This is a genomic window from Micromonospora sp. KC721 (genome assembly GCF_004348355.1).
GTDB lineage: Bacteria > Actinomycetota > Actinomycetes > Mycobacteriales > Micromonosporaceae > Micromonospora.
This window is the reverse complement of the sequence record NZ_SMJY01000028.1, coordinates 15,262-41,253: the sequence shown is the minus strand read 5'-3', so window position 1 is coordinate 41,253 and position 25,992 is coordinate 15,262. Positions and strand designations below refer to the sequence as shown.

The window sequence follows — 25,992 nt, the reverse complement described above, 5'->3', positions numbered from 1 at the left end:
GGGTGGGTGCCGGGGTGGTCGGTGCCGGCGTACCCGGCGCGCCGGTGCACGTCACACCGTTGACGGCGAACGAGGTTGGCGCCGGGTTGTTTCCGCTCCAGGAACCGTTGAAGCCGAACGACGTGCGCGCTCCGGTGCTCAGGGCGCCGTTGTAGCTGAGGTTGGTGGCGGTGACCTGGTTGCCGCTCTGGGTGATGGTGGCGTTCCACGCCTGGCTGATGCGCTGCCCGGCGGTATACGTCCAGGTCAGTGTCCAGCCGTTGATCGGATCACCGAGATTGGTGACTGTGACGTCGGCGCCGAAGCCGCCGGTCCACTGATTGGTGATCCGGTAGTCGACCCGGCAGCCGGGGGCGGCAGCCTGCGCCCCGGCGGTCGTCAGCACTGCGCCGCCGGCGGTGGCCAGCGTAGCGATCACCGCGATCACGAGTCGCGCGCCGGTTCTGGGCAATGTCATGGGCGGTCCTCCAGTGGTCGGCCCGAGTGTCCGCCGGCATCGAGCACCCAGGGGGCATTGATTGGCTTCCATGCAAGCTAAGTGCGGCGCGGGGCGGCGGCAAGTGCCATGCGGTGGGGTTTCGCAAGCATCGGCGGAATTCGGCATTACCTCTTGCCGAAATGGTTTTCGTAGACAAAGGTGACACGGTTGCCCTGCGCTGCCCCAGGTGGACATGTCGGGTTTCGATGCAGCTGTGGCGGCCGGCGGGACGTTACGGAGGCTGGTCCAGGTGTGACCCGAAACCGCTTTCGGTGATCACTGCCAACGGCCCGGTAGGCCGAGCCGTCCCCATCACCAGCAGCGACCACGCCGTCGGGCTGATCGGAAGATGGAAAAGGCCTTCGATCTCGCGACGCGTAGGCGCGGTGGCAGGCGAACGCCCGTGCTCGCCGCCCCAATAGGTTCAGCGGTGTCGTGCGGGCCCGGTGGACTCGCGTACCACGAGGCGGCCGGGCTGCCGGATGACGCCGGTGCCGGGATTGCCGTCCAGGGCGGCGAAGAGGTGGTTCACCGCGGCGGTGCCGAGCTGTTCGAGATTGAGGTCCACGGTGGTCAGGGGCGGGCGGCAGTCGGCGGCGAAGAACTCCCAGTTGTCGTACCCGACGATTGCCACGTCGTCTGGGATCCGCCGGCCGAGGTCGCGCAGCGTGTCGGCGGTGCCGGCGGCGATCTGGTCGTTGCCGCAGAAGATCGCGTCCAGGTCCGGCCGGGCGGCCAGCAGCAGCCGGGTGGCGTGCCGGCCCCACCGTTGCGACCATTCGCCGTAAAGCGGGTCGCAGGCGAGGGCGAGCCCCGCCTCGGCGAGCACCGTTCGCAGCCCGGCCGCCCGGTCGCGGGCCGCGCGATAGGTGTCCGGTCCGGTGAGGTGCCCGATCCGGCGCCGGCCCTGGGACACCAGGTGCTCGGCGGCGAGCCGGGCGCCGCCCTCGTCATCGGCGACGATCGACAGATCGCGCGGGTCGGTCGACTCCGCGTAGGCGTACACCACCGGGACCGGGATGTCCTGGGTCAACGACGGGCGCAGGTCGTTGCTGTCGCCGACCACGATGAACCCGTCGACCTGGCGCGCCAGCAGGGTGCGGATGTAGTGCTGGCGGCGGATCCCGTCGCCGCGGGCGTCGCGCAACAGGACGGACATCTGCCCGTTGCCGAGGGCGTTCTCGGCGCCGAGCAGGATGGGGATGGCGAACCGGCCGCCAAGTTCGTCGGTGAGCAGCCCGACCGTGCGGGTGCGCCCCGAGATCAGGCCGCGGGCCAGCACGTTCGGCTGGAAGGACAGCTCGGCGGCGACCCGCAGGACCCGTTCCCTGGTGGCCGGGGCGACCTCCGCGCGGCTGTTCAGCGCTTTGGAGGCGGTGGCGACGGAGACGCCGGCGCGGTTGGCCACGTCGCTCAGGGTTACTGACTGGGATCGTCCTCGGCCCATCGAAACCCTTTCGGAAGCTTTTTCAGGATGGCCGTCAGTCGCTTCCTGCCCTCCGCTGCCCGCAAGCGTAGTGCGCGGCGTGGTCGCGGGGAAGGCGGAGAAGCCATCGAGGATGGTAAAAGTTTACCTCACCGGCATCTTGCCGAAACCGTTTTCGTGCTGCACGCTAACGGCGGGAAGTGATGGATGTCGATCTCTCGGAGGGATTCATGTCGTCCACCCTCCTGTCGGCCGCCCCCCCCGGCCGGAGCCCTCGCTCTCGCAGACGACCGCGATCGCGCCCGATGCCGCGGCGAACCCCACCTGTCGCCGCGAGCGACGGATACCGGGTCTACTCTCGCCCGCCGCCGCCGGGACCGCTCGCACCGCAACCGCTGGCAACGGCACTCGGTTCCCCGGCCCCTGCGCCACCCGTCCGGTTCCTCCTGACAGGAGACCCCCATGCGACGACGACCCGTGGTCCGCGTCCTGGCCGCCGGCTGTGCTGCGGCGCTGGCCGCGAGCCTGACCCTCACCCCGCCCGCCTCGGCCGCCAACCCCATCATCACCTCCATCTACACCGCCGACCCCGCGCCGCTCGTTGTCGGCAACACGATGTACGTCTACGCCGGCCGGGACGAGGCCGCGCCGGGCAACAACAACTTCGTCATGCGCGAGTGGCACGTCTTGTCCTCCACCGACGCGGCGAACTGGACCCACCACGGTGCCCGGGCGAACATCGGTACGTTCCCGTGGGCGGGGGCCGATGCCTGGGCCAGCGAGGTCGAATACCGCAACGGCCGGTACTACTGGTACACATCGGTCAACGGCAACGGTGCGGGTTGGATGAACATCGGGGTCGCCGTCGCGGACAGTCCTCTCGGCCCGTTCACCGACGCCAAGGGAGGGCCGTTGATAAGCGACAGCACCCCGAACTCGTCGCCGTTGAACATCGACCCCACCGTCTTCGTCGACGACGACGGCCAGGCCTACCTGTACTGGGGCGGCTACTGGGGGCCACGGGCGGTCCGGCTGGCCAGCAACATGATCGACACGGTGGGCTCGGTGGTCACCCCGCAGGGGCTGACCAACTTTTGGGAGGCCCCGTTCATGTTCAAGCGCAACGGTCTCTACTACATGATCTACGCGGCGAACGACACCCAGGGCTGCGTCACCTCGTCGAGCTACGCCTGTCAGCGCTACGCCACCGCGACCAATCCGATGGGCCCGTGGACGCACCGTGGCGTCGTGCTCGGGCAGGTCTCCTCGACCACCAACCACGCCGGCGTGGCGCAGTTGAACGGTCAGTGGTACATGGTCTACCACAACGCCAACGCGCCGGGCGGCGGTAACTTCCGCCGCTCGGTAGCGGTGGACCGGATGTACTTCAACGCCGACGGCACCATCCAGCCGGTCGTACAGACCACCACCGGCCCGCCGCCCAACCCCGGCGGCGGAACCCAGCCACCGGCCGGCACCAACCTGGCGCCCGACGCCACAGCCGACACCTCGCACGTCTCAGCCTGGGAGAGCCTCGCCGCGATCAACAACGGCGGCGTGCCGACCAGCTCCGCCGACCGCAGCAACCTGGCCTACGGCAACTGGCCGCAGCAGGGCACCCAGTGGATCGAGTACCGCTGGCCGAGCGCCCGCACCATCGACCGAGCCGCCACCTACTGGTTCGACGACGACCAGGGCATCGACCTGCCCGCCTCCTGCCAGGTGCAGTACTGGAACGGCAACAGCTACGTCCCGGTGCCCAACCAGTCGGCCTGCGGCGTCGCGGGTCACACGTACAACGTCACCACGTTCAGTCCGGTCAGCACGACTCGGCTGCGGCTGAGCATCACCTCCCGTGCCGGCTACTCCACCGGAGTCCTGGAATGGATGGCGTTCCAGTCATGAGCAGAAGTCGACCCCTCCGCGCGACCCTGCCCACCCTCCTCACGGCGACCCTGGCGGCGGGCACCCTGGCCGTCACCACCGGGCCCGCGCACGCCGAGCAGACCATCGGCTACCCCACCTTCTCGGGGCCGGCCGTACCGGCGCCGCCGGTGGCCTACTCCACCGGCAACACCATGCAGGCCATCTACGACGCCGAAAGTGGCGGCACCGACTTCTGGATGGACCGGCTGCTCGCCCGGCCGGGCAACGACCCGGCCGGCACCTGGCTGATGACCCGGGGCCGTGGGCTGTTCATGTACACCCACAACCCGTCGGTGATCGGCTTCGGCGGCAACACCGCCTACTGGGACAACATCAGCAGCCAGAACGCCTACACCATCACCACCAGCACCGGCACCCTGACCGAGCAGGTGGCGCAGCGCTGGCAGGCCCCCAGCCACTGGCGCAGCGTGCACACCGGCAGCGGCCTGCGAATCGATGTCACGAAGTTCATCACCCACCAGAACGTGGCGGTGACCAACCTGACCGTGACCAACACCGGCTCGGCCAGCAGCACCGCGCAGCTGCGGGTCACCTCGCCGTACGCCACCTCGGGCAGCGGCGGCGAGCTGACCGGCAGCCGGCAGGTGAAGAACAACCTGACCACCATCCGGCCGCGGTTGTCCGGCGACGGGTTCACGGTCAGCAGCGGCGGCCTCAACCGCTCAGTCAGCCTCGGCGCGGGCCAGAGCATCACCACCAAGGTGCAGATGGGTTTCGTCACCGACGAGATCCCCGAGTCGCTGACCGAGTACGCCAGCTACCGCGACGCCAACCCGGCGAACGCGTTCGCCACCCACGTGCGTGAGTACAACCGCTGGTGGGCGGAGAACGTGCCCTACATCGACGTGCCGGACCCGGCCATCAAGAAGAACATCTACTACCGCTGGTGGCTGATGCGCTTCAACCACCTCGACGTCGACATCCCCGGCCAGGACTTCCAGTTCCCCACCTCCATCGAAGGGGTGACCGGGTACAACAACGCCATCGTGCTGACCCAACCGATGCACGTCGACGACCTGAAGTACCTACGCAACCCGATCTACTCGTACGGGCCCTGGCTGTCCGTCGGGCAGTCGTCTGCCAACGGTCGGTACATGGACAATCCCGGGGACCCGGAGAACTGGTCGAACAGCTACACCCAGTACCTCTCCGAGGCCGCCTGGCGGGCGTACCAGCTGCACGGTGGGCAGCCGGCGATGCTGCACAACCTCGCCCGCTACGCCGAGTCGGACGTCAAGGGCCAGCTTGCCACCTACGACACGAACAACAACGGGGTGATCGAGTACGACTGGGGAGCGATGACCGGTAACGATGCCGACGCGGTGTCCTTCCACTGGCGCTCCGGCAACCTCGACCGCGCCGAGGGAGCGTACGTCTACAGCAACGCGCTGGCTGCCGCCCAGGCGTACACGCTGATCGGCAACACGGCCAAGGCCACCGAAATGCAGTCCCTGGCCAACCGGATCCGCGACGGCATCGTCAACGTGCTGTGGAACCCGGGCCGACGCCTGCTCGAGCACCGTCACGTGGCCACCAACACCCACGTGCCGTGGAAGGAGATTAACAACTACTATCCGTACGCCGTCGGGCTGATGCCGAACACCGCCACGTACCGGGAAGCCCTCCGGCTGTTCGACGACCCGGCCGAGTATCCGATCTTCCCGTTCTACACCGCCAACCAACGGGACAAGGCCGCCGCGGCCGCCGCCGGCAACCCCGGCAGCAACAACTTCTCCACCATCAATTCGACGGTGCAGTTCCGGCTCTACTCCTCGGTACTGCGCAACTACCCCAACCAGTGGATGACCGCGGAGCACTACAAGAAGCTGCTCTACTGGAACGCCTGGGCGCAGTACATCAACGGCAACACCCAGTGGCCGGACGCCAACGAGTTCTGGTCCAACTGGAACGGCTCGTCGATCACCTACCGGTCTTGGATCCACCACAACATCCTCGGCAGCAGCAACTGGACGGTTGTCGAGGACGTGGCCGGCCTGCGGCCCCGCACCGACAACACGATCGAACTGCATCCGATCCCCATCGGCTGGTCCCACTTCGCGGTCAACAACCTGCGCTACCGCAACGCCAACCTCAGCGTGGTGTGGGACGACCCGGCCGACGGTGTCACCCGGTATTCCGGAGTCCCGCAGGGCTACTCCATATACCTCAACGGGAACCGGGTCGCCACCGTGGACCGACTGACCAGGGTGCTCTACGACCCGGCCACCGGCGCGGTCACCCTGCCGGCGGGCGGTACGACCACCTTCAGCGCGGCTTTCTCCGGACTGCAGCTGCCGCAGGACGTCAGCCACACCAGCGCCCGGATGGTCGGCACGTTCGCCAAGGCCGGTGTCGACCTGGCCTCGACCACGCCCAACCTCGCCCAGGGCGCGACGACGTCGGCGTCGTACACCGCCTCGGGCACCTCCACCGGCGCCGCGACCGACGGATTTCCCACCAACGCACCGATCTGGGGGAGCTTCGGCTCGCCGAACGCCACCGACTGGTACGAGGTCAACTTCGGCCAGTCCCGGACCGTCGACGACGTGTGGCTGTACTTCCGCGACGACCGTGCCGGTAGCCGCTACCGGGCGCCGGCGTCGTACACCGTCCAGTACTGGAACGGCAGTGCCTGGGCTACCGCTGCGCGACAGGTCCTGAGCCCGACGGTGCCGCGGGCCAACTACAACCGGGTTCGCTTCACTGCGGTCACCACCCAGCGCATCCGGGTGCAACTGACCCACGCGTCCGGGTTCCATACCGGTCTGACCGAGGTCAAGCTGTACGCCCGCGGGGGCAACCCGCCGCCGTCGGAGAACCTGGCCGGCTCGGCGACGCCCTCGGCGTCGTACACCTCACCGTGGGAGTCGGTGGCGGCACTCAACGACGGTATCGACCCGCCGTCGTCGAACGACACGGTGAACCCGCGGTGGGGGACCTGGCCGAACGCGGGGGAGCAGTGGGCGGAGCTGACCTGGTCGTCCCCGCAGACCCTGCGCGCGGCGGAGGTGTACTTCTTCGACGACAACGGGGGCGTGCGGTTGCCGGCCTCGTGGCGGCTGCAGTACTGGACCGGCAGCGCCTACGCCGACGTGCCCGGGGCCAGCGGGTATCCGATTGGGCTCAACCAGTACAACCGACTGACGTTCTCCGCCGTGAACACGTCCCGACTGCGGGTGGTGTTGCAGGGTAACGCCGCCTCGGTAGGGCTGCTGGAGGTCAAGGCGACCGGCTGAGCGCACCGGGCGCCGGGCGCGGCGGCCGGTCCCGTCACTGGTGCAAACCCTGCCGCGAACGCCCAGCATCCGAGCATTGACTGAGGTCACACGTCGTACCGTGAATCAGGATGAGACGTCCTCTAACTGGACGTTTGCATCATCTTCGGGCCGGTAATGGCCGATTCGCGCCTCGACCTCGGTAGCGCGAGATGTCCGGCCCGACCCAGAAAGAGAACATATCGGCGGACGTAGACCTGCCCGGGTTCAGCGCATATCGCCCCGGGATCGTGTCTGGTTCACTTTCATATCCACATCGACGGACATGACGTCCGCCAGGTCGAGGCCCCGACACCGTACGCCTGCTGCATGACCGCACGGCGACCCTACCCGTCCGACCTGTCCGACGCCCGCTGGGCTCTGATCGCACCCCGCCTGACCGCCTGGCGACAGGCCCGCACCGACGCCGGCGTCAGCGGACGCGCCCCCACCCACGACCTGCGCGACATCTTCAACGCGATCCTGTACGTCAACCGCACCGGCATCGCCTGGCGCTACCTGCCCCACGACTTCCCGCCGTATCGGACCGTCTACGGCTACTTCGCCGCCTGGAGCAAAGAAGGCATCTTCACCGAACTCAACTACCAGCTCACCGGCCTCGTCCGCGACCACCACGGCCGCACCATCACACCCACCGCCTCCATCATGGACAGCCAGAGCGTGAAGACCTCCACCAACGTTCCACTGTCCACCCAGGGCACCGACGCCGGGAAAAAGATCGTCGGACGCAAACGCGGCATCATCACCGACACCCTCGGCCTGCTCCTCGCCGTCATCGTCACCGCCGCCAGCGCCAGCGACAACACCATCGGCATGGACCTGCTCGACCAAGCGACCACCGCCCACCCCACCCTCACCAAGACCTGGGTCGACGCCGGCTTCAAAAACCGCCTCGTCGAACACGGCGCCGCACTCGGCGTCGACGTCGAGATCGTCACCAAAGACCCGCAGGTCAAAGGCTTCAGCGTGGTCAAACGCCGATGGGTCGTCGAACGCACCCTCGGCTGGCTCATGCACCACCGCCGACTCGTCCGCGACTATGAAGCCCGACCCGACAACTCCGCCAGCATGATCACCATCGCTATGATCGACAATCTCGCCAAACGCCTCACCGCCGAAAGCACCCCAACCTGGCGAGAACCTCCAAAACTACAACGCACGCAAAATACGTGAATCAGACGTCCTCTAAAACAGTCAACGGCTTGCCCAGCACCTGACGCACGTACGACGACCCGAAGCCGCACGCCCCCATCCCCGCGCCGACACCCGCGGCCGGGCTGAACGAAGCGGCCATCACCGCCTGCTGGCTATCGGCGGTAGGGATTTGCTGGCCCGGTGGTGGTCGGCGCCGGCCGCGGTGCGGCGGGTGTCGCCGTGCCCGCCGTGCCAGTCGAGGACGAGCAGGCAGGCGTCATCGGGTAGGACAGGTCCGGCGACTTCGAGGACGAGATCGCCGAGGAGCCGGACGACCTCCCGGGGGTGCAGCGCGCTCAGGTGCAGCAGCCGTGCGGGCAGGTCAAGGGCGGCGGCGCCTCGTTCGAGCATGCCGTCGGTGAGCAGTACGAACCGGTCGCCGGCCTGCAACTCGACCTCGGCAGCCCGGTAGGGCGCGGCAGGTCGTACCCCGAAAGGCCGATTGATGGGTAGGACCACTGGCTGCACCGCTCGGTCGCGCACCAACAGCGGTGCGGGGTGTCCGGCGTTGACGACGGCGAGGATCCCCGTGGACAGGTCCAACCGGCCGAGCAGCCCCGTGGCGAAGGGCGAACCGGCCGCGGCGTTGGCGACGAGCGCCTCGTGCGCGGCCTGCGCCTGTTCGAGCAGGGTGCCGCCGCTGCGCCGTGCGTTACGGAGTCCGCCGACGCACAGGGTCGCGGTGAGTGCGCTGTGCACACCGTGGCCCACCGCGTCGGTGATGCTCAGGTGCAGCAGGTCGCGGGCCAGGCTGTAGTCGAAGGTGTCGCCGCCGATGCTGGCGGCCGGCTCCAGCCATCCCGCCAGGGTGAACGAGTCGGCTTCACAGGTGAACGAGGAGGGCAGCAGCCGCCGTTGGATCTCCGCGGCGAGTGTGAACGCCGTGGTCCGCTGCCCCCACTCGAAGAGGTCGGTGTGGCGCCGGTTGGCGATGACCACGAACGCCAACGTGTGCGCGGCACGCGACACCTGCTGCGCGACCGCGTCGGTCGGTGCGGCAGGCACGGCGATCTCCAACAGCCCGATGGCCTCGCCGCGCTGGGTGACCGGCGCCCGCACCACGTGATGATCACCGGCGTGCTCGACCAGAACCTGTTGTGTGCGCAGCGCCTGCTCCTGCGGACCGCCGTCGAAGGGCAGCACCACTGCCAGGTCCTGGTCCTGCCGGCGTCCGTCGGGCATGTCACCGATAGGGACGTGGACCAGGCGCACCAGGGCGCGCCCGCTCATGTCGGCCACGAGGAACGACACCCACAGCGCGCCGAGGTTCACCCCGACGCTGCGCGTCACCGCCTCGACGGCGTCGACCGGGGCGGCTTTCTCCACCGCTAGCAGAACCTCGTTGAGATCCACGCCGTTCATCTCGATGTCGCTCACCCGGCGCAGCATAAACGGCAGCAGGTCAAAGCTGCGGCACGGAGCCACGTCGCTGATCATGGTCTGAGGTGACGAGCCTCGGCGTCACGTCGAAGACCCGACGCGTGCTGGTTTGCCGTCCGCGCGTCCCTCGTCGGGCCGGGTGGGCTCCTCGCCGGGATCACCCGACCGTTCTTGGGTCGGCGCTCGACGTCGAACTGGATGCCCATTTTGACGAGGCTACCGGTCGGCGGGTCAACGTTCGGTAACGCCTCACCGAGTTACGAGACATCCTTTACGACCTCGTGCATGGTTGCGGGTCTTTGAGCATCGATGATCGTTGTCCCTCCGTTCCAGCCGGTCAGGCGTTGAGGTATGCCAGGACGGCGAGGACGCGGCGGTTGTCGTCGTCGGAGGGTGGCATGTCCAGTTTGGTGAGGATGTTGTTGATGTGCTTGCTCACGGCTTTCTCGGTGATGCGGAGCTTGGCCGCGATGGCGGCGTTGGAGCGGCCTTCAGCCATGACGCCGAGCAGCTCCCGTTCCCGGGCGGTGAGTACCGCCAGTGGCTCCCGGCGGACGAGTAGTTGGGAGATCACCTCAGGGTCCATGGCGGTGCCGCCGTCGGCGACCCGGCGGACGGCGTCGACGAACTCGCCGACGTCGGACACACGGTCCTTGAGGAGGTAGCCCACACCGCCGTGCGGGGTGCTGAGCAGTTCGCGGGCGTACAGGGGCTCGACGTGCTGGGAGAGCATAAGGATCGGCAGGCCAGGCACCTGGGTTCGGGCCGCGATCGCGGCTTGCAGACCTTCGTCGGTGAATGTCGGGGGGAGGCGGACATCGATGATCGCCACCCGGGGCTTGTGCGTGATCAGGGCGGGCAGCAGGGCCGGTCCGTTGTCGACGGCTGCGACGACGTCGAAGTCGAAGGCCTGCAGGAGCCGGGTCAGTCCGTCTCGGAGGAGGGCATGGTCCTCGGCGATGACAACGCGCACGGCAACTCCATGGTGATGACGGTGGGTCCCCCGGGCGGGCTCGACAGCGCCATGGTGCCATCGAACGCGGCGAGGCGGCGTTCGATACCGCGCAGACCGGTGCCGGCGGCGGGGTCGGCGCCTCCTGCGCCGTCGTCGGTGACCACAACGGTCAGCGCGCCGTCCCCGTGCCGCACGGACACCGACCCGGTGTGGGCACGGCTGTGCCGGATCATGTTGGTCAGCGCCTCAGCGACGGCGAAGTACGCCGCGGACTCCACAGGTGTGTCGGGCCGTCCCGGCAGGTCGATGTCGACCGTAATCGGGACCGGCAGGCTGAGCGCCAACGCACGGACCGCGCCGCCGAGTCCACGTTCGGCCAGCACCGGTGGGTGGATGCCGCGGACGAGGTGCCGCAGCTCGACCAGCGCCGTACCGCTGGACTCACGGGCCTCGGCGAGCAGCTTGTGGGCCTCGGCCGGGTTCCGGTCGATGAGTGCGTCGGCCAGGCCGATGACCATGCTCAGCGAGACGAGGCGGGCCTGGACGCCATCGTGCAGGTCGCGTTCGATGCGGCGCAACTCGGCCGCTTGGGCGTCCACCGTGTCGGCGCGCGTGAGGGTCAGCTGCGTGACGCGTAGCCGGAGCTCAGCGGCCCTGGTCGGCGCGAGGAAGAGCCGGGCGAAGAGAGCATCGACGCGGCGCAGCCACGGCGCCGCCCACAGGCCAGCCGCAAGGATGACGGCGCCTTGCGGTAGGCAGAGCAGGCCGGCGGGCGCCGTATCGATGGACCAGATGGCGCCGTAGTGGTACCAGCCGGTGGCGTGCCAGATCCACAGCGGCGTCAGCGTCAGACCCGCGAGGCCGTACAGGGGCACGACGACAGCGATCGTCCCGAGTGTGAACCCGACGATCGCGCCGGGCAGGAGCCAGGCGAGGTCACGCCAGGTGGCCGGGTCCGTCACGGTCCACCGGAAGCGCTGCCAGCCGTCGGCCATGGCCCGTTCCGGGGGCGGGTGGTACGGGCGGGTCACCAGGACGCCGGTTCGTGAAGCACGTCTGCGCTCGAGATCGGCCCGCTTGCGGACCAGCGTCATCGTCCACGGAACCAGCGCTAAACCGAGGAACGGCACCGGCGTCAGGGCCAACGCGACAACCGACGCGGTGAGCAGCGGCAGGTTGGTGAAGGCCAGCCCGATCGCGGCCATGCCGCCCAGCACGGAGCGCGCACCACGCCGACCCCATCGGGGCAGCCGTGCACCGGCCTCGGGCATCTCCACAGGTCATATAGTGCCCGCTGGCGGGCGGTTCAATGGTGGTGCTAGCACCACCGGGCCGTAGGACGTAGCACTCCTGACGATGCATGCCCCTGGCGGTTTGATAGAAGCATGACAATAACCATGGCACCGTTGAGGACAACGACGGGCAGCGACTTCGCCGTGCTGTCCCGCCGGATCAGCGGCGAGGGGCTGATGCAGCGCCGGCCCGCCTACTACCTCGCACGGCTGAGCGTCGTCACGCTCATGCTTCTTGGCGGTTGGACCGCGTTCTTCCTCATCGGCTCGTCCTGGTGGCAGTTGGTGACGGCCGCGTTCCTGGCCGTCACGTTCACCCAGGTCGCGCTCGTGGCGCACGATCTGGCCCATCGCCAGGTGTTCCGCACCAAACGCCCCGGCGAAGTCGCCGGACGGCTCGCCGGAAACCTCTGCGTCGGGATGAGCTACGGCTGGTGGATGGACAAGCACACCCGTCACCACAACAACCCCAACCACGACGACCTCGACCCGGACGTCGCACCGGAGGTGCTGATCTGGGCCACGAAGTCGGCCCTCGGCCGGCGCGGGCTGAAAGGCTTCATCACCCGGCACCAGGCCGCGCTGTTCTTCCCGCTGCTCGCTCTGCTCGCCGCCGACCTGAAAGTCTCCAGCATCAAGGCCTTGCGCAATGGCACGGTGAAGCGACACCGCCTTGAATGCACCCTGCTGATCCTGCACGCCGTCGGCTACCTCTCCGCACTGCTGATCGTCCTGTCGCCACCGCAGGCCATCGCCTTCCTGCTGGTGCACCAGGCGCTGTTCGGCGTCTACCTCGGCATGACATTCGCACCCAACCACAAGGGCATGCCGCACCCGACCGGCGACGAGGACTACCTGCGCAAGCAGGTGCTGACCTCCCGCAACGTCCGTGGTGGCTGGCTGACCGACGCGGCGCTGGGCGGCCTCAACTACCAGATCGAGCACCACCTGTTCCCCGGCATGCCGACGCCCAACCTGCGTAAGGCCCAGCCGATCGTGCAGGCATACTGCACTGAAATCGGCGTCGCGTACGAACAGACCAGCCTCGTCACCTCCTACCGCCAAGCCCTGCAACACCTGCACCAGGTAGGCGCACCAGCCCGCGCCGAACACGCAGCGCGCTGAGCCAGCCTCACCGACTGAACTAAACCAAGAAGGGGCCCTCCCCTGGCCGGATCGCGGCCGGGCTGCAAGCAGCCCACGCAGGATTGCGCAGCATGCAGCCCGAAACTTGCCCTCTGATCTTGGACGCAGGCCCCCGGACGGTCACGCAACCCATGGCTGGAGGCTGGCAGAGTGGATGTCGAGGCGACATTGCTGTTCGTGCTGGGCGCGGTTGCCGTGGTGGTGGCGGTCCGGTGGGCCGCCGAGCGAACCGGTCTGCCAGCCGCGGCCCTGCTGACAGTCGCCGGCATCGGCTACGCGGTTCTGCCCGGCCCGACCGTCGTGCTGAACCCCGAGTTCGTGCGGACGTTCGTGCCGCCACCGCTGCTGTACAGCGCGGCGCTGGGACCCATCCCTGCTCACCATCCGCCGCAACCTGCGCACCGTGGTCAGCCCTCCGTGGCGCTGGTCCTGCTCACCGCATCGGCGGTCGGCCTCGGCTTCGCCTGGTTCGTCGAAGGCGCCACCCTCGCCCCGGCATCGCGATGAGCGCGGTCGTCGCGCCACCCGATCCGGTGGCGGCGCTCGCGCTGGCCCGCAAGGCGGGCCTGCCCGTCAGGCTGGTCACTCTGATTCAGGGAGAAGGGCTACTCAACGACGCCACTGCCCTCACCATACTGAGCGCGGCCGTCGCCACCGCCACGGGCGGCGGGTTCTCCGCCACCTCGGCGCTCGGGCAGTTCCTGCTCACCGCTGTTGGCGGGATCGTCACCGGCGTCACGGTCGCTTACGGCGTGCGCCTGCTGCGGCACCGAGCCAAGGACCCGGCTGACTGCCAACGCCATCTCGCTGGCCACACCGCTCGTCGCCTACCTGTGCGCCGAGAAGGTACACGTCTCCGGCGTACTGGCCGCCGTCGTGGCAGGGTTGACCATCGGACACGACGCGCCGCGCTGGGCGTCGGGCGAAAGCCGGTTGCAGACCAGCGCAGTCTGGCGTACGGGGATTCGAGCAGTACGACATGTCCACGGTCATCGCCGCGGTCGCGGTCACCGTGGGGGTGGTGCTGCTGCTCCGCCCGCTGTGGCTGCTGCTCACCCAGTCGCTGCCCCGGTCACTACACACCCGCCTCGGAGGCACGGAGCCCGCCAACGCCGCCCTCTCCTCGGGCCCGTCAGCGGCGCCAGGCCCAGCGGCCACCGGACGCGAGGTTGTCGCGCTGAGCTGGTCCGCAACCTGCGGCGTCATCAGCCTCGCCGCCATCTTCACCATCCCGCTGGTCACCGACACCGGGGCTCCCTTCCCGGTACGTGACCTGCTGCTGTTCTGCGCCTTCGCCGTCGTACTCGTCACCCTGCTCGGACAGGGACTCACCTTCGCGCCCCTGATCCGCACGCTGGGTCTGCGCGCCGCCGAGACGGATCAGTCGCGTCTGCGTAACGAGGCACGGTCGGCATCCGTCGAGGCGGCCCTTGCCCGCTCGACGAAATAGTCGATCGCGAGGACGTCGATGTACAGGCCGTCGAGGGAATGCGCGGGTACCTGCGCGCCCAGTTGAGCCGCTACCAGAGCCGCCTGGACCTGCTGCGCAACGCCGATTCCGCCGCAATGCCCGTGTCACCGCACTAACGGCACTGCGCGTCCGCCGGGCCACGATCGACGCCCGCCGCGAGGAGCTGCTGCGCTGACGCGACGCACGCCGGTTACCCGATGCAGGCATGCGCGTGCTCGAACGCGAACTAAACACAGAAGAAGGACTACCCTCCCGAACGGCCTGCGCCATGACCCGGCCGGCCCGCCGTCGACTCCGGCCTCCTGCTCGTCAGAATCGGCGTACGGTCAGGGCATCCGGCATCGGTCGGCTGCAGCACGGGGCCCACCACACCGGCTCCGGAGGAAGGCGACAGGCGCTGCCCACCTGATCAGCTGGCGGCGTTGCAGCCGTTGCGCCGGCGAGCGCGCGAGACGGCACGCCATTCGCACGTATTAGCGCTTAAGAGCGAAGATCCAACGGTGCCGCACGTCGCCTACCTCGGACGGTGACGACAGCAGCGGCCCCCTTGCGATATCGGTCGACCGTGAACTCGTCCGGAGGGGTCAAACAGGAGTAGGATAGGGATATCCCGGAATCGACGACATCCCGCCCGAGGTGCCCGCCATACCGGCTCCCGTTCAAGAGACGTCACGGCTGCTCTGCACCCCGCCACGCCCGTCAGCCGACGGATCTCCATGGCTCCAATCCACTCCGGCGGTCGTTGAGCTCCCAGCTGGCGTCCACCAGGGTCGCGACCGCATGGACCGCAATCAATCGCCAACCTCGCCGGCTTTCACGCCGCCGCTGAGCTGCGGCGTAGCCGAACCGCAGGGCTCCTTGTGGCTCGTTACGCCCGAGCCGTCGACCGCGCCCGGCCTGCGCCGGCTCGCCGGAGCACCCGACGAGCCGGCCCACCGACTGGGAAGGAACCACCCACTGCGCCCGTCACCAAACCTCGTACCGTGGGCGGGACAGCGCCACCACGAATGAAGCTGGAACCAACATCATCACGCGCGACGCTGCTCGACGGGGACTGGCGGCGCAAGAAGTGACGCCAACGCTGAACTTCCGACGCTGATCGCGGCGCTGGACAGCCGCCGAAGACCCATCACCCACGTGCGGTTGAACGCCACCGACTGGGATCTGCCCCACCAGCGCCACATTACCGTCAACGGCCGAACCATTCGCCTCGGCTGGTACCCCATGGGGCGGCTCCGCAACACAAGTTCGCTCGGTGTTGCGCCGCACACGGCTCAGAAGGGTGGTCCGCCGACGGACCAACCGCCCGGGGTGCTCAGGTGCCAGCCGGCGCCGCGCCAGCGGACGGGAGGTTGCTTCAGACGGCCCACCCAATGGGGCGCCGCACCGAGGACACGAAACGACAGAAATGAGGCATGAGATGACATCGATGGTGCAGCGGATCAAGGCATTCCTGGCCGGCCCTCGGGGGCGGCGTATGGTCACGCGGGGACGGCAGGAGATGGCCAAGCCGCAGACCCAGCGCAAGCTCCGCGAACTGGCCAACAGGTTCAACCGGAAGCGGTGATCGCGGTACCAAGGGCAGCCGGTGGCGGGCATCGGATCGCTTTCTGGCCCCTCGATCTGAGCTGAGCGAGGCTCAGCCGGGCGGCGCCCGCGGCTCAGTTGCTCGCCGACGACTCCGGGCAGCTCGCCCGAGAGGCTGTCAAGGAGCTGGCGGTTGCGCGCGGTTAGCTCCAGCCCGTCTGCTGGGCGCTTCGGATGGCGGTGATGCGGTTCGAAGCGCCCAACTTGGTCATGGCGCTGGCCAGGTAGTTGCGCACGGTCTCCACGCTGGGTTCCGCCCGCTTCTCCGGAGTCTTCTGATCATGGTCTGATGACCGTGGGGAGGACGTTCTGTGGCAGTCCTGAAGAAGTACCCCGACGAGTTGCGTCAGCGCACTGTGCGCTTGTACCGCGAGTCGGAGCCAAGCCCGTGATCCGGCGTTTGGCCGAGCAGCTGCGTGAGCGGGCGCGGGCGCGTGTGGCGGCCGCGCGGCAGGGCGGCTCGCTGCCGCCGTTTCGGGCTGACTTCCCGTCGGGTGAGTCGACAAGGCCGGTGGTCGTCGCGGAGGCGGCACCGAGCGTGGACGACGGCATTCCCCGCGGTGTGCGGATCGCCGGTGCGTGGGCGTGGCGGTTGATCTTGTTCGTGGCTACCGCCTATCTGCTGATCAGACTGATCGGGTTCTTGCGTATCGTGGTCATCCCGGTGGTGGTGGCGTTGCTGCTCGCCGCCCTGTTCGAGCCGGCGGTTCGGGGGTTGCGGAACCGGGGAGTCAACCGGTCGCTGGCTGCCGGCATGGTGCTCGTGGGTGGGTTGGCGGCCGTGTCAGCCGGTCTGGGTCTGATCGTCGGGACGGTCGTCTCCCAGTTCGGTGACCTGTCCGTGCAGGTCCGTGAAGGGGTGGAGGAGATACAGGCGCGGCTTTCGCGCGGCCCGCTGGGCATCTCCCAGGCGCAGCTCAGCGCCGCGCTCGAACGGCTGCAGCAGCAGGTGTCCGAGAACCAGGGGGCGATCACGTCCGGCGCGTTGAGCACCGCCACGACGTTGGGCGAGGTGGTCGCCGGGTTCTTCCTGGTGCTGTTCACCCTGTTCTTCTTCCTGCGTGACGGGGCGCAGATCTGGCGGTTCCTGTGCCGGATGTTGCCGCGCGCGGCTCGCGTCCCGGTGGCCCGGGCCGGCCACTACTCCTGGCACACCCTTGGGTCGTACGTCCGCGCCACGGTGCTCGTCGCGTTCGTCGATGCCGTCGGTATCGGCATTGGTTTGGCGGTGCTGCGTGTCCCGCTCGCACTGCCGCTGGCGGGGCTGGTGTTCCTGGGGGCGTTCATCCCGGTCATCGGCGCCACCCTGTCCGGCACGGTCGCGGTCCTGGTAGCGCTGGTCACCCAGGGCCCGGTCAGCGCGCTCATCGTTCTGGCTGTCGTCATCGGCGTGCAACAGCTGGAGGGCCATGTCCTGCAGCCGCTCATCATGGGCCGTGCTGTCGCCCTGCATCCGCTCGCTGTCATCCTCGCCATCGCCACCGGGCTCGTTGTCGCTGGCATCGTCGGCGCGCTCGTGGCCGTTCCACTGCTTGCCGTGGCCAACACGGCCGTGCGCTACCTCAGTGAGCACCCGCAGGGCGAGCCCACTCCTGACCGGGAACCGCCGGGAACCCGACCGGTCGACGAGAACCAGCGCGAAGGCGCGCAGATCGCGCGGCCGGCCGACGAGCCTACGGAAGGGGAAACGCCGCCGGTTGCCACCTCTGTCGGTCCCGCCCCAGGGACGCCGGTCACGCCGGTAGATGGCGCATGAGCCGGATAAGGCGCGGCCGGCACATGCCCGCCGGGCGGCGCACGCCGGACGGACGTCAAACCTGGCGTGGTTTGGTGGCGTGCCGTGCGTGACCGGGACCGCCGTCGGGTACGGCAAGCGGCGTGACGGTCGGGAGCAGGCGACAGCGGGGTGCCGCGATGTGGTGGCGGGCCCGCCGCCGGCACGGTTGGCTGGACCACCTGGCCCGGGCCGCGGTGCGCTACGCCGAGGCCGACGGCGGTCGGCTCGCCGCGGCGGTGACCTACTACGCGTTCTTCGCCACGTTCGCGCTGGCCCTGCTCGGCTTCGCACTCTTCGGGTTCGTGCTCGACCATCCCGCCGTGCAACGTTCGGTGCAGCGCTACCTTGACCAGAACCTGCCCAACCTCGACGTGCAGGCGCTACGCACCGCGCGCGGCGCCGCCGGGGTGATCGCGTTCCTCGGCCTGCCGGTCACCGGCTGGTTCTGGGTAAACGCGCTGCGCTCCTCGATCCGCAAGGTCTGGCGTCTGCCCGAGTATCCCGGCACCTTCATCGTCCGCCTGCTGATCGACCTGCTCGTGTTGACCGGGCTCGGCCTCCTGCTGGTCGTGTCCCTGGCGACAGCGTTCACGACAACCGCGTTGGCCAGCCGACTGATCGACACCACCGGCGCGGACGCCGCCCTGACCCGCGGGTTGCTCGCCGTGGTCGGCCTCGTGGTCGGCGTCGCAGTGAACACCTTGCTGTCGATCGCCGTGCTGACCGGGTTGCCGCGGCTGCGGATGCCGCCGCGCCGGGTCGCGTTACCGGCGCTGCTCGTCGCGATCGGGCTGGAGCTGCTCAAGACCGTCGGTGGCTTCTTCGTGCAGCGCATCGAGGCCAACCCGACCTATCACGTGGTCGCGGGCACGGTTGGGCTGCTGGTGTCGCTCAGTGTCGTCAACCAGCTCGTTCTGTTCGCGGCGGCGCTCACCGCTACCGCCACCATCGGCGATGTCACCGACCTCGCCCTAGGAGGCAAATTGCCAAGGACGCCCAGCGATCAGGACATTGCCACGGCGGAACCAACCACCGTCCCCGATACCGGGTCGGCGCGCGAACAAACCGTTGATCACCGGAGTCCGGGTTAGGGGGCGGCCGGCGCGAGCGCGGGCAACGGCAGCGCCAGCGGGCCGCTACCCGCAAGCCTGGTCCTACTCGCCGCCGGCAGCTGGCTCAGTGAGCGAGAGTGGGATGTGGAATCCGCGACGTCCCCCGGGTACAGGTTGGGCAACGGCCGGTGGCAGGCCGGTGCTCGCGAGCCGGAGCGAGGGCTCGACGTGCGATACGCCTCCCGGAAGGAGTCGAGCGTGGCTGAGAATGTCGAACTGATCATTCGGTTTCACCCGGTAGGCGGTGAGGACGTCTCCGTGCTGACCACCGATTTCACCGGCCCCGACGAGGCGCTTGGGGTGATCGCCAAGGCATTGGACAAGCGGCGCAGTCTGGTCCTGACCCGTGCCAGGTACAACCGGGAGGCAACCGAGAATGCCGTCATCGTCAACCTCGCCAACGTGGTAGCCGTCCGGGTGGCCAGGCAGGACAGCGAGACGACCGGCCAGTATCTGTAACGGCGGTACGGACCAGCATCACGGTGCGGTCGCGTACCGAGTGCCGAGGACCCGCTGATGCCGCTGCGAGACTTGCAACAGCTGCCGTTCACCACCGCGTGTTTCGGCGCCGGAACCGGCGGTGTTCCTGCCGGAAACGGCATTGACCGCGGTCGGCGAGACCGCCGAGAAGCAGTTCCGGCCGAACAGGCGTACGATGGACATACCGGAAGCGACATCCCGTCTTGAGGTGCCTGACCCCGGCCAACCCGTAGGGGACGTCATGTCTCACCACACGCACCGCGAACGTGCGGACCGGGCCACCACTGCACCGCAACGGCCCACGACCGCTCCGCCCATGCCCTGACCGCCAGACGGATGCCCCACACCCGCACCGGTGCCGCCTGGGTCGGCATCTGTACGGCCACGTTGCTGGCCGTGGTGTTGATCGTCTTCATGCTGCAGAACACGCGCAGCGCCGAGGTGAGCTTCCTGTGGATGCACGGGAGCTTGCCACTGGCGCTGGGGCTGCTGATCGCCGGTGTCGGCGCGGCCCTGCTGACCATGGCGGTCGGCGCCGCCCGGATCACCCAACTGCGCCGCCAACGCTGACCCGCTCCCGCGCCGCCCAGGGCGGCTCGGTACCTATCGCGATCGCGCACGCCAACCCCTGCCTGACGTCAAAAACTGGTAACCCCAGGGCGACGAGACGGGAGGGAGAGGGATATGACGCTCAACGGTACGTCCCACCGCATGACTGCAATCTCGCCAACGCCGCCGTCTACGCCTCGCCTGCGGATGCAGCCCACCGGGTCGCGCCGCACCCTTTTGGACGGCGGATGGTGGCCCCGTTCGACCGATCCCGTCGCCGAGCTGCCCGGCCTGATCTTGGCGATCGACCGGCTGCACGGACCAATCACCCGGCTGGTCCTCAACTCCGCCGGCTGGACCGACCACCCCCGCCGGCTAAGCGTGGCCGGCCGGCTCCTTCGCCTCGGCTACTTCACCAGCCAACCCGCCAGCCTGCTCACCGCGCTGGTCGAGGACAGCGATCGAGTCGATCTGCTTGTCGTACCGCCGGGCACCGCGAAACGCACCGCCGACGCGGCCCTGGCCATGGCCGCGTCCAGCGACAACCGCGTCCACGCACAAGACATCCTGCACACCGTCGGCATACCGGCTCCTGCCGGGGCCGATCATGCTGCCCAGGACTCATGGGAGGGCGAAGGCGGCCACCTGGCCGTCGCACCCAGGGTGCCTTAGAGCCTGGTAATTGAGGGGTTCAGGCGGTCCGGTGGGCGCAGTGAAGATCGACGACGCGGCTGGGGATGGCGTGGTCTTGAAGTCCAGGTCAACCGATTCCTGGGCGCAGGAGGGGACTAGATCGTGGATGTGGCGGGCCATGAGGGCGTCCAGCGCCGTGCCGAAGACCGACTCCAGGCGACGGGATCGAAGGGCGACCATCTGTACTCCTGTGGGGAGGGGGGAAGGATTGCCAATTCTGCCGCGCTGCCAACCAAGGTGACGTCAGTCAGCTGAGCCACGAGGGCGGAGTAGCGACGGAGTCTTAGCCTTGCCATCGTGCCCCTACCCCTCGACACGTTGGTCTACCTGGCGCGGCCGTGGCAGCTTGGCGACCTCGCGACATGGATCTCCGCAGTCGCTAGCGTCGCCACCGTCATCCTCGTGCTGGTGGCGTCGATCGTCGGCTATCGGGTCTACAAGGTCGAATCCGGGCACGACGCCCGCGGCGAACAGGACAGGCGCGAACGGGCGGCGGAGGAACGGCGGAGCCAGGCGTCCCTGATCTCCGTCTGGTACGGCCGTAGCTCCGAAGGCAGAAACGTGGGGGGGCCAGTGGGTCGCGTACGACTGGGTGCTGGATCGTCAACGCCTCGGGGCCCCGCCTTTGACCGGCGTGGCGGTGACGGTGGCCTGCCTGGTACTGACCGGATGCTCAGATTACCGCGATGGCGACTCGCTGGCGCAGGACATCGCAGCCAACGAAGCGGCGCTCCTCGATGACGACCTCGGTTACCGCAACCGGGTTCGGGACGCCGAGTACATCGCCGCGACCGAGATCTCCAAAGAGGTGAAGGCTAGCGGCTCGACCGTCCGACGTGAGCCGTTGGGCTGGTCAGGTCGAACCGCCGGAAGTGAGCAGGCTACCATCGACGTCCGGTTCGTTGTGACGGTGGCCGAGCAGCCAGGGGTTTCCTTCGGCGACCTCGGCAACTCTGCCGGTCAGGCCACGCGATGCTACCGCTATCTGCTCGAGTTCTCTCGCTACACGTCGTATCACGAAATCGACTGCCCGGCGATAGCCACTCCCGCAGTGCCCACCGCCTCGCCGATTCCGAGGCTGCCGGACAACGGGCGCGAACGGCTCGCCGCGGCGCTGCGCACCGCCACACCCGACACGCTCGCACGCACGGTGCGGGCGGCATTTCCCGAGAAGCACATCACCGTCGACACGGTCACCCACGAGGGCGCCCTCGTCGCCGCGGTGGGCGTACCCGCCGAGCGTAACCGCATCCTCCTGGTGAGGGCTCCGAGCGGAGCCATCGAGTCACCCGGGTACGACCGGATATGGCTGGAGCCAGGCGAAATGGGGTGCAAGACCGGACTGTACGTCTCACCACCGCGTTGACGGGCCCCGCAGGCCGTCGTCCGAACTGCCGGCGGCCACCGCCGGTGGCCCGGCCCGGCCATGACGGCTCGCCCGTCGGGACAGCGGCCCAATTTCAGGCCGGACTCGCCTCGCGTCGACTGGTTGTTCTGGCGGCAGGACTCGCTCAGGGTCTTCGAGCGGCGCTGGTCGCGGGTTGAGGTGTGTTGGCGCTGCGAGGGCGAGGATGAGTAGCGCGTCTGCGGAGGGCGTGCCCGGTTGCGCGGTGTAGGTCACGAGCGCTTGGCTGGGGTCATCGGAGAGCCGTAGTGTCTCGGCGGCGAGTTCCATGGGGCCGAGCAGTGGATGGCAGAACTGTTTCAGTCCCGAGGTCTTGCGGCGCACGGGGTGTTCGGCCCACCAGCGGCGGAACTGGTCACTTTTGACCGACAGTTCCCCGACCAGTGCCGCCAGTTGCGGGTCGTCGGGATGGTGGCCGGCGTCCATCCGCAGGTACGCGACGTTTTCGCGGACGCATTCCTCCCAGTTGGGCAGCAGATCGCGGAAGGACTCGTCCAGGAACATCAACCGCAGGAGGTTGCGGTGCGGGGCGGGCACCGCAGCGAAATCCACGAACAATGCGGCGCCCAGTGGGTTCCAGGCCAAGATGTCCATTCGCCGGCCGAGCACCAACGCCGGAGTGGTGGTCAACGACTCCAGCAGCCAGCGCAAGGCTGGGCGGACCCGCTGCGGCGGTGCCGGCGGTCGGCTCCGGGTGCGGTGAGCGGCCAGGTGGTGCAGGTGGGCTTTTTCATCCTCGTCCAGGCGCAAGGCGCGGGCCACGGCGTCGAGGACGTCGGTGGAGACGGCACGAACCCGGCTCTGTTCCATCCGGGTGTAGTAGTCGACGCTGACCCCGGCGAGTTGAGCCAGTTCCTCGCGGCGAAGGCCCGGGACGCGGCGGCGCCCGAACGAGGCCAGCCCCAACTCGGCGGGGTCCAGGCGGGCGCGACGGGCGCGCAGAAACTGTCCGAGGTCGGTCACGGCTGCCATGGTCATATCATCGCTCAGCTAGGCCGCCGTTAGCCTGGCCCTGCCGGTGCCTGGCTGGCCGGCCGCCGCCGGCCAGCCAGGCGGCGGTCAGCGCGCAACCACGCTCTTCCCACCACGGTCGGCAATCACGCTCACCAACCCACCGTCGACGATCAGATCTTGACCGGTGATGTAGGAGGCCTGCGGTGACAGCAGGAAGACCACCGGACCGGCGATGTCGTCGGGCTCGCCGAGGCGGCCCATCGGCACCTGCACACGGGCGGCCTCCCGGGCATCCGAGGTGGTGATCACGTCGTGGAACATGTCCGTGACGATGAATCCAGGGCTGACCGAGTTGACCCGAATACCCCGCTGCGCCACCTCCGCGGCGTATGCCCGCGCCAGATGGAGCACCGCAGCCTTACTGGCCGAGTACAGCGACGAGGCAGACATACCCCGGTGAGCCGTCCAAGACGCGTTGATGACGACGGACCCGCCGTCGGCCATGAGCGGCAGAGCCTTCTGGACGGTGAAGAAGACACCCTTGACGTTGACGTCCATAACGTTGGCGAAGTCGTCCACACCCAGCTCGGCGGCCGGTGCGAACAAGCCGATCCCAGCGTTGGCGAAGACTCCGTCCAGGCTGCCGAAACGCTCACGGATACCGTCCATGAGCCGGTCGAGGTCGCCGGTGCTGCCAACGTCTGTCGGGGCGCACATCACCCGCTCCCCGGCGTCGAGCTGCGTCGCCGCCGCTGTAAGCCGCGCTGAATCGCGCGCGGCGAGCACTACGCACGCGCCCTTGTCGAGCAGCCGCCGAGCTGTGGCCAGCCCCATCCCTCTGCCGCCACCAGTGATCAGCACGGTCATGTCATTGAACTCGTTCATGCCCCCAGCCTCGCCCCACGGCGTACACGCAACCAGATCCGGCCCAACCCAGGTCCAGCAGTGCCAGCTCCTACCAAAGCGAGACGCCACCGACGCCCACTCCATCGCGCTGGTCGGCACCCGGAGCCAAGGCCACCCTGGTCAACCTGCTGCCGGCCACGGCCGCCCCGTACGCCAGTGATAGCTGGCCCGCGGCGTCAGCTGTGCGGGCGACGCCGTCAAGCACCGCGGTGCGGCGGCGTAGCGTGAGGGCATCTGAAGGGCGCTGTTGCGTTCGCGGATCGGCGGGCACGCCAAGCCGCGTCAGTGGGCACTGGTCAGATCGCTCGGGCCAGTTCGGCGAACCCCGCAGCCACCCGGGTCGCGGGTGACGCGCCGACCAACGGTCACCAGGACAGTGGCGAGCGAACCGGGCAGCGTCGGCGAACAGTGAGGTGAACCGCTGCATCAACGTCGACCGGCCGGAGAGTGCAAAGTAGCCGCGCAAGATCCCCTGCCGGAATCCGCCCGATGCGCCATGTCGACCAGGTAGGCCAACCGCCGAGCCGCGTATCACCAATCAGGAAGCCGGTAGGGCGGACGCGCGCAGTGCCGCGGCCAGCCACTCGAACGGGAACCGCTCCGGTGGCATGTTGTTCACGGCGGCGACCAGCTCCATGTACCGGTCGAATGGTCCCTCCGGCTCCGGCGGGGTGCGGTCCCACTCCGCGCCTGCCAGCATGTGGTCGGCCGCCTGGATCCGGAACTCGGGCGTGTCCGGCATCCCAGGGCTGTCCGGTGTCGCGAAGATGCCGGTCAGCCACCCGATCCACTGGTCGGCGATCTCCCGCCCCCTGGGCGAGTCCGGTGGCACCCGCTCCCGCGCCGCGTCCATCAGCGGCTGTCCGATCGCCGCGCCCGCTTCCAGGGCGTCCAGCATCGGCGACGAGGTCATCGGCGGCCCGGCCCCGGTGGTGCACGCCTCGTGCAGCTCACGACGCACGGCCTGCCGGACCTCGGTGTCCCGGACCAGCTCGGCCAGTTCGATCCACGCCTCCAGCTGCGCCGCGGTGGGATGTTCGGGCAGCTCCGGCCGGGCCGCCCGCCACCACTCGACCATCCGCTCTGGTGGCTCCCAGCCGGTGGAGACCTCGGTCCAGAACTCGTCGATCAGCCGATCGCGTTCCTCGTCCGGCATGCCAACCAGCTTGTGCATCAGCGTGACCTGCTCGGCTGTGGAGTCCTGCCGCAGGACGGCCGACAGCACCGCGCGGCGGCTGCGCAGCCGCGCCTCATGCCGTGCCAGCAGGGCCAGGTGGGTGGTGGCCAACTCGCGCAGCGTCGCCCGGCCGGCCAGCACCCGCCGGATCTCGTCCAGGCTGGCATCGAGTTCCCGTAGCGTCCGGACCAGTTCTAGCCGGGCGATGGCCGACACGTCGTACAGGCGGTGGCCGGCCGGGGTGCTGGCGGCCGGCGTGACGACACCGGCGTCCGCGTAGTACCGGACGGCGCTGACGCTCAGGCCGGTCCGTCGGGCGACATCCCCGATGGCATACAGCTCGTTCATGTCCACGACGCCACTATGCGATCTCAAGCGGCTTGAGATACAAGCCCCTCATCAGATCGCCCGGCAATCTCGGGAGACGGGCCCAGGTAGCTGGACTTGCGCCAGGTGGGCTGGTGCGTCATGCCGGGACTCCTTCGGTAGGTGCGAGGTTCTCCGCCGCGGCGCGGAGGAGACGGATACTCGATTCGGGTGAGAGCGCGGCGGCCTTGAGTCGACTGTGCAGGCTCAGATAGGGATCTATCTCGCCTGGTTCGGTGTGGATCAGGTCCTTGGTGAGGGTGTCGACTGCGGCGGCCTGTGAGTTCTGCGGATCGCGGTAGCGGTAGATCGAATACGCGGACCGGGGAGCTGTGGCCCCTGATCGACGCGTCGACCGGCAGGACCCGAACGGTCACGGTTGAAGGCTCTGTCTCACATTCGGGATGCTGTTGGTGATCTTG

The 25,992-nt window shown here is 68.6% G+C and carries 22 protein-coding genes and 2 pseudogenes; 15 read left to right on the top strand and 9 right to left on the bottom strand.

From position 1 onward, the window contains the following. Both E1182_RS07855 and E1182_RS07850 read right to left on the bottom strand, forming a co-directional pair. A partial coding sequence (locus tag E1182_RS07855; RefSeq protein WP_207921311.1) for a cellulose-binding domain-containing protein occupies positions 1–457 on the bottom strand: 457 nt, incomplete at its 3' end. A 445-nt stretch (positions 458–902) separates the two neighbouring features. After that, positions 903–1,925: a LacI family DNA-binding transcriptional regulator gene (locus E1182_RS07850; protein ID WP_132262488.1), complete on the bottom strand. Its 1,023-nt coding sequence runs from the start codon at positions 1,923–1,925 to the stop codon at positions 903–905. Positions 1,926–2,366: 441 nt separating this feature from the next. Between E1182_RS07850 and E1182_RS07845 the strand changes: the two genes are divergently transcribed. From E1182_RS07845 to E1182_RS07835, 3 genes are all read left to right on the top strand, one after another. Next, positions 2,367–3,809 (top strand): glycoside hydrolase family 43 protein, encoded by a 1,443-nt coding sequence (locus E1182_RS07845; RefSeq protein ID WP_132262486.1) that lies wholly within the window; start codon positions 2,367–2,369, stop codon positions 3,807–3,809. After that, complete coding sequence (locus E1182_RS07840; RefSeq protein ID WP_132262484.1) at positions 3,806–7,087, top strand: discoidin domain-containing protein; 3,282 nt, start codon at positions 3,806–3,808, stop codon at positions 7,085–7,087. Before E1182_RS07845 ends, E1182_RS07840 begins: the two co-directional genes overlap by 4 nt. Positions 7,088–7,435: 348 nt before the next feature. Next, positions 7,436–8,299, top strand: a complete 864-nt coding sequence (locus E1182_RS07835) for an IS5 family transposase (protein ID WP_132262482.1) — start codon at positions 7,436–7,438, stop codon at positions 8,297–8,299. Between the two features lie 120 nt (positions 8,300–8,419). Here the strand turns inward: E1182_RS07835 and E1182_RS07830 are convergent, their stop codons facing one another. The 3 genes from E1182_RS07830 to E1182_RS07820 all read right to left on the bottom strand — a co-directional run bounded on the left by E1182_RS07830 (position 8,420) and on the right by E1182_RS07820 (position 11,926). After that, positions 8,420–9,697 (bottom strand): PP2C family protein-serine/threonine phosphatase, encoded by a 1,278-nt coding sequence (locus tag E1182_RS07830; protein ID WP_243706088.1) that lies wholly within the window; start codon positions 9,695–9,697, stop codon positions 8,420–8,422. 340 nt (positions 9,698–10,037) lie between these two features. Further along, positions 10,038–10,673, bottom strand: a complete 636-nt coding sequence (locus tag E1182_RS07825; RefSeq protein WP_132262480.1) for a response regulator transcription factor — start codon at positions 10,671–10,673, stop codon at positions 10,038–10,040. Next, the gene (locus E1182_RS07820) at positions 10,625–11,926 is read right to left on the bottom strand and encodes a sensor histidine kinase (protein WP_132262494.1); all 1,302 of its coding nucleotides are present in this window, start codon (positions 11,924–11,926) and stop codon (positions 10,625–10,627) included. The genes E1182_RS07825 and E1182_RS07820 overlap by 49 nt, the downstream gene beginning before the upstream one ends. A gap of 126 nt (positions 11,927–12,052) precedes the next feature. Here E1182_RS07820 and E1182_RS07815 point away from each other — a divergent pair, with 126 nt between their 5' ends. From E1182_RS07815 to E1182_RS07775, 12 genes and pseudogenes are all read left to right on the top strand, one after another. Next, entirely contained in the window at positions 12,053–13,072 is a 1,020-nt protein-coding gene (locus tag E1182_RS07815) for an acyl-CoA desaturase (RefSeq protein WP_243706092.1), read from the top strand. 171 nt (positions 13,073–13,243) lie between these two features. Beyond that, on the top strand, positions 13,244–13,600 hold the full coding sequence (locus E1182_RS32015; protein WP_243706087.1) for a hypothetical protein: 357 nt from the start codon (positions 13,244–13,246) through the stop codon (positions 13,598–13,600). After that, a pseudogene (locus E1182_RS32010) lies at positions 13,597–13,945 on the top strand (cation:proton antiporter); the annotation flags it as partial. The gene E1182_RS32015 and the pseudogene E1182_RS32010, both read left to right, overlap by 4 nt. 127 nt (positions 13,946–14,072) lie before the next feature. After that, a complete protein-coding gene (locus E1182_RS32005) occupies positions 14,073–14,543 on the top strand; it encodes a hypothetical protein (RefSeq protein ID WP_243706093.1) in 471 nt (156 codons plus the stop codon). A 1,101-nt stretch (positions 14,544–15,644) separates the two neighbouring features. Then, positions 15,645–15,983: pseudogene (locus tag E1182_RS32925) on the top strand (DUF5994 family protein); the annotation flags it as partial. Position 15,984: 1 nt separating this feature from the next. Continuing rightward, a complete protein-coding gene (locus tag E1182_RS30950) occupies positions 15,985–16,131 on the top strand; it encodes a hypothetical protein (RefSeq protein ID WP_165942546.1) in 147 nt (48 codons plus the stop codon). A 420-nt stretch (positions 16,132–16,551) separates the two neighbouring features. Then, complete coding sequence (locus tag E1182_RS07800) at positions 16,552–17,907, top strand: AI-2E family transporter (RefSeq protein ID WP_243706086.1); 1,356 nt, start codon at positions 16,552–16,554, stop codon at positions 17,905–17,907. A gap of 215 nt (positions 17,908–18,122) precedes the next feature. Next, the gene (locus E1182_RS07795) at positions 18,123–19,019 is read left to right on the top strand and encodes a YihY/virulence factor BrkB family protein (RefSeq protein WP_243706085.1); all 897 of its coding nucleotides are present in this window, start codon (positions 18,123–18,125) and stop codon (positions 19,017–19,019) included. Between the two features lie 219 nt (positions 19,020–19,238). Further along, complete coding sequence (locus E1182_RS07790; RefSeq protein WP_132262474.1) at positions 19,239–19,499, top strand: hypothetical protein; 261 nt, start codon at positions 19,239–19,241, stop codon at positions 19,497–19,499. Positions 19,500–19,856: 357 nt separating this feature from the next. Continuing rightward, positions 19,857–20,090 carry a lipopolysaccharide assembly LapA domain-containing protein gene (locus tag E1182_RS07785; protein ID WP_132262472.1) on the top strand — a complete coding sequence of 78 codons (234 nt, stop codon included), beginning with the start codon at positions 19,857–19,859 and terminating at the stop codon, positions 20,088–20,090. A 114-nt stretch (positions 20,091–20,204) separates the two neighbouring features. Beyond that, the gene (locus E1182_RS07780; RefSeq protein ID WP_132262470.1) at positions 20,205–20,741 is read left to right on the top strand and encodes a DUF5994 family protein; all 537 of its coding nucleotides are present in this window, start codon (positions 20,205–20,207) and stop codon (positions 20,739–20,741) included. A 613-nt stretch (positions 20,742–21,354) separates the two neighbouring features. Beyond that, the gene (locus tag E1182_RS07775; RefSeq protein ID WP_371687523.1) at positions 21,355–22,128 is read left to right on the top strand and encodes a hypothetical protein; all 774 of its coding nucleotides are present in this window, start codon (positions 21,355–21,357) and stop codon (positions 22,126–22,128) included. Here the strand turns inward: E1182_RS07775 and E1182_RS07770 are convergent. The 4 genes from E1182_RS07770 to E1182_RS32000 all read right to left on the bottom strand — a co-directional run bounded on the left by E1182_RS07770 (position 22,114) and on the right by E1182_RS32000 (position 25,880). Further along, complete coding sequence (locus E1182_RS07770) at positions 22,114–23,139, bottom strand: helix-turn-helix transcriptional regulator (RefSeq protein ID WP_132262468.1); 1,026 nt, start codon at positions 23,137–23,139, stop codon at positions 22,114–22,116. The genes E1182_RS07775 and E1182_RS07770 overlap by 15 nt on opposite strands. Before the next feature lie 87 nt (positions 23,140–23,226). Next, a complete protein-coding gene (locus E1182_RS07765; protein ID WP_132262466.1) occupies positions 23,227–24,006 on the bottom strand; it encodes an SDR family NAD(P)-dependent oxidoreductase in 780 nt (259 codons plus the stop codon). 559 nt (positions 24,007–24,565) lie between these two features. Next, the gene (locus tag E1182_RS07760; protein WP_132262464.1) at positions 24,566–25,558 is read right to left on the bottom strand and encodes a MerR family transcriptional regulator; all 993 of its coding nucleotides are present in this window, start codon (positions 25,556–25,558) and stop codon (positions 24,566–24,568) included. A gap of 112 nt (positions 25,559–25,670) precedes the next feature. Then, a complete protein-coding gene (locus tag E1182_RS32000; protein ID WP_243706090.1) occupies positions 25,671–25,880 on the bottom strand; it encodes a Scr1 family TA system antitoxin-like transcriptional regulator in 210 nt (69 codons plus the stop codon). Between the last annotated feature and the right edge of the window lie 112 nt (positions 25,881–25,992).

Excerpts from the sequence above, each read along its gene's own strand:
- E1182_RS07850 (WP_132262488.1), bottom strand. The coding sequence starts at position 1,925 with ATGGGCCGAGGACGATCCCAGTCAGTAACCCTGAGCGACGTGGCCAAC.
- E1182_RS07845 (WP_132262486.1), top strand. The coding sequence starts at position 2,367 with ATGCGACGACGACCCGTGGTCCGCGTCCTGGCCGCCGGCTGTGCTGCG.
- E1182_RS07840 (WP_132262484.1), top strand. The coding sequence starts at position 3,806 with ATGAGCAGAAGTCGACCCCTCCGCGCGACCCTGCCCACCCTCCTCACG.
- E1182_RS07835 (WP_132262482.1), top strand. The coding sequence starts at position 7,436 with ATGACCGCACGGCGACCCTACCCGTCCGACCTGTCCGACGCCCGCTGG.
- E1182_RS07820 (WP_132262494.1), bottom strand. The coding sequence starts at position 11,926 with ATGCCCGAGGCCGGTGCACGGCTGCCCCGATGGGGTCGGCGTGGTGCG.
- E1182_RS07815 (WP_243706092.1), top strand. The coding sequence starts at position 12,053 with ATGGCACCGTTGAGGACAACGACGGGCAGCGACTTCGCCGTGCTGTCC.
- E1182_RS32005 (WP_243706093.1), top strand. The coding sequence starts at position 14,073 with ATGTCCACGGTCATCGCCGCGGTCGCGGTCACCGTGGGGGTGGTGCTG.
- E1182_RS30950 (WP_165942546.1), top strand. The coding sequence starts at position 15,985 with ATGACATCGATGGTGCAGCGGATCAAGGCATTCCTGGCCGGCCCTCGG.
- E1182_RS07785 (WP_132262472.1), top strand. The coding sequence starts at position 19,857 with ATGCCCCACACCCGCACCGGTGCCGCCTGGGTCGGCATCTGTACGGCC.
- E1182_RS07780 (WP_132262470.1), top strand. The coding sequence starts at position 20,205 with ATGACGCTCAACGGTACGTCCCACCGCATGACTGCAATCTCGCCAACG.
- E1182_RS07770 (WP_132262468.1), bottom strand. The coding sequence starts at position 23,139 with ATGGCAGCCGTGACCGACCTCGGACAGTTTCTGCGCGCCCGTCGCGCC.
- E1182_RS07765 (WP_132262466.1), bottom strand. The coding sequence starts at position 24,006 with ATGAACGAGTTCAATGACATGACCGTGCTGATCACTGGTGGCGGCAGA.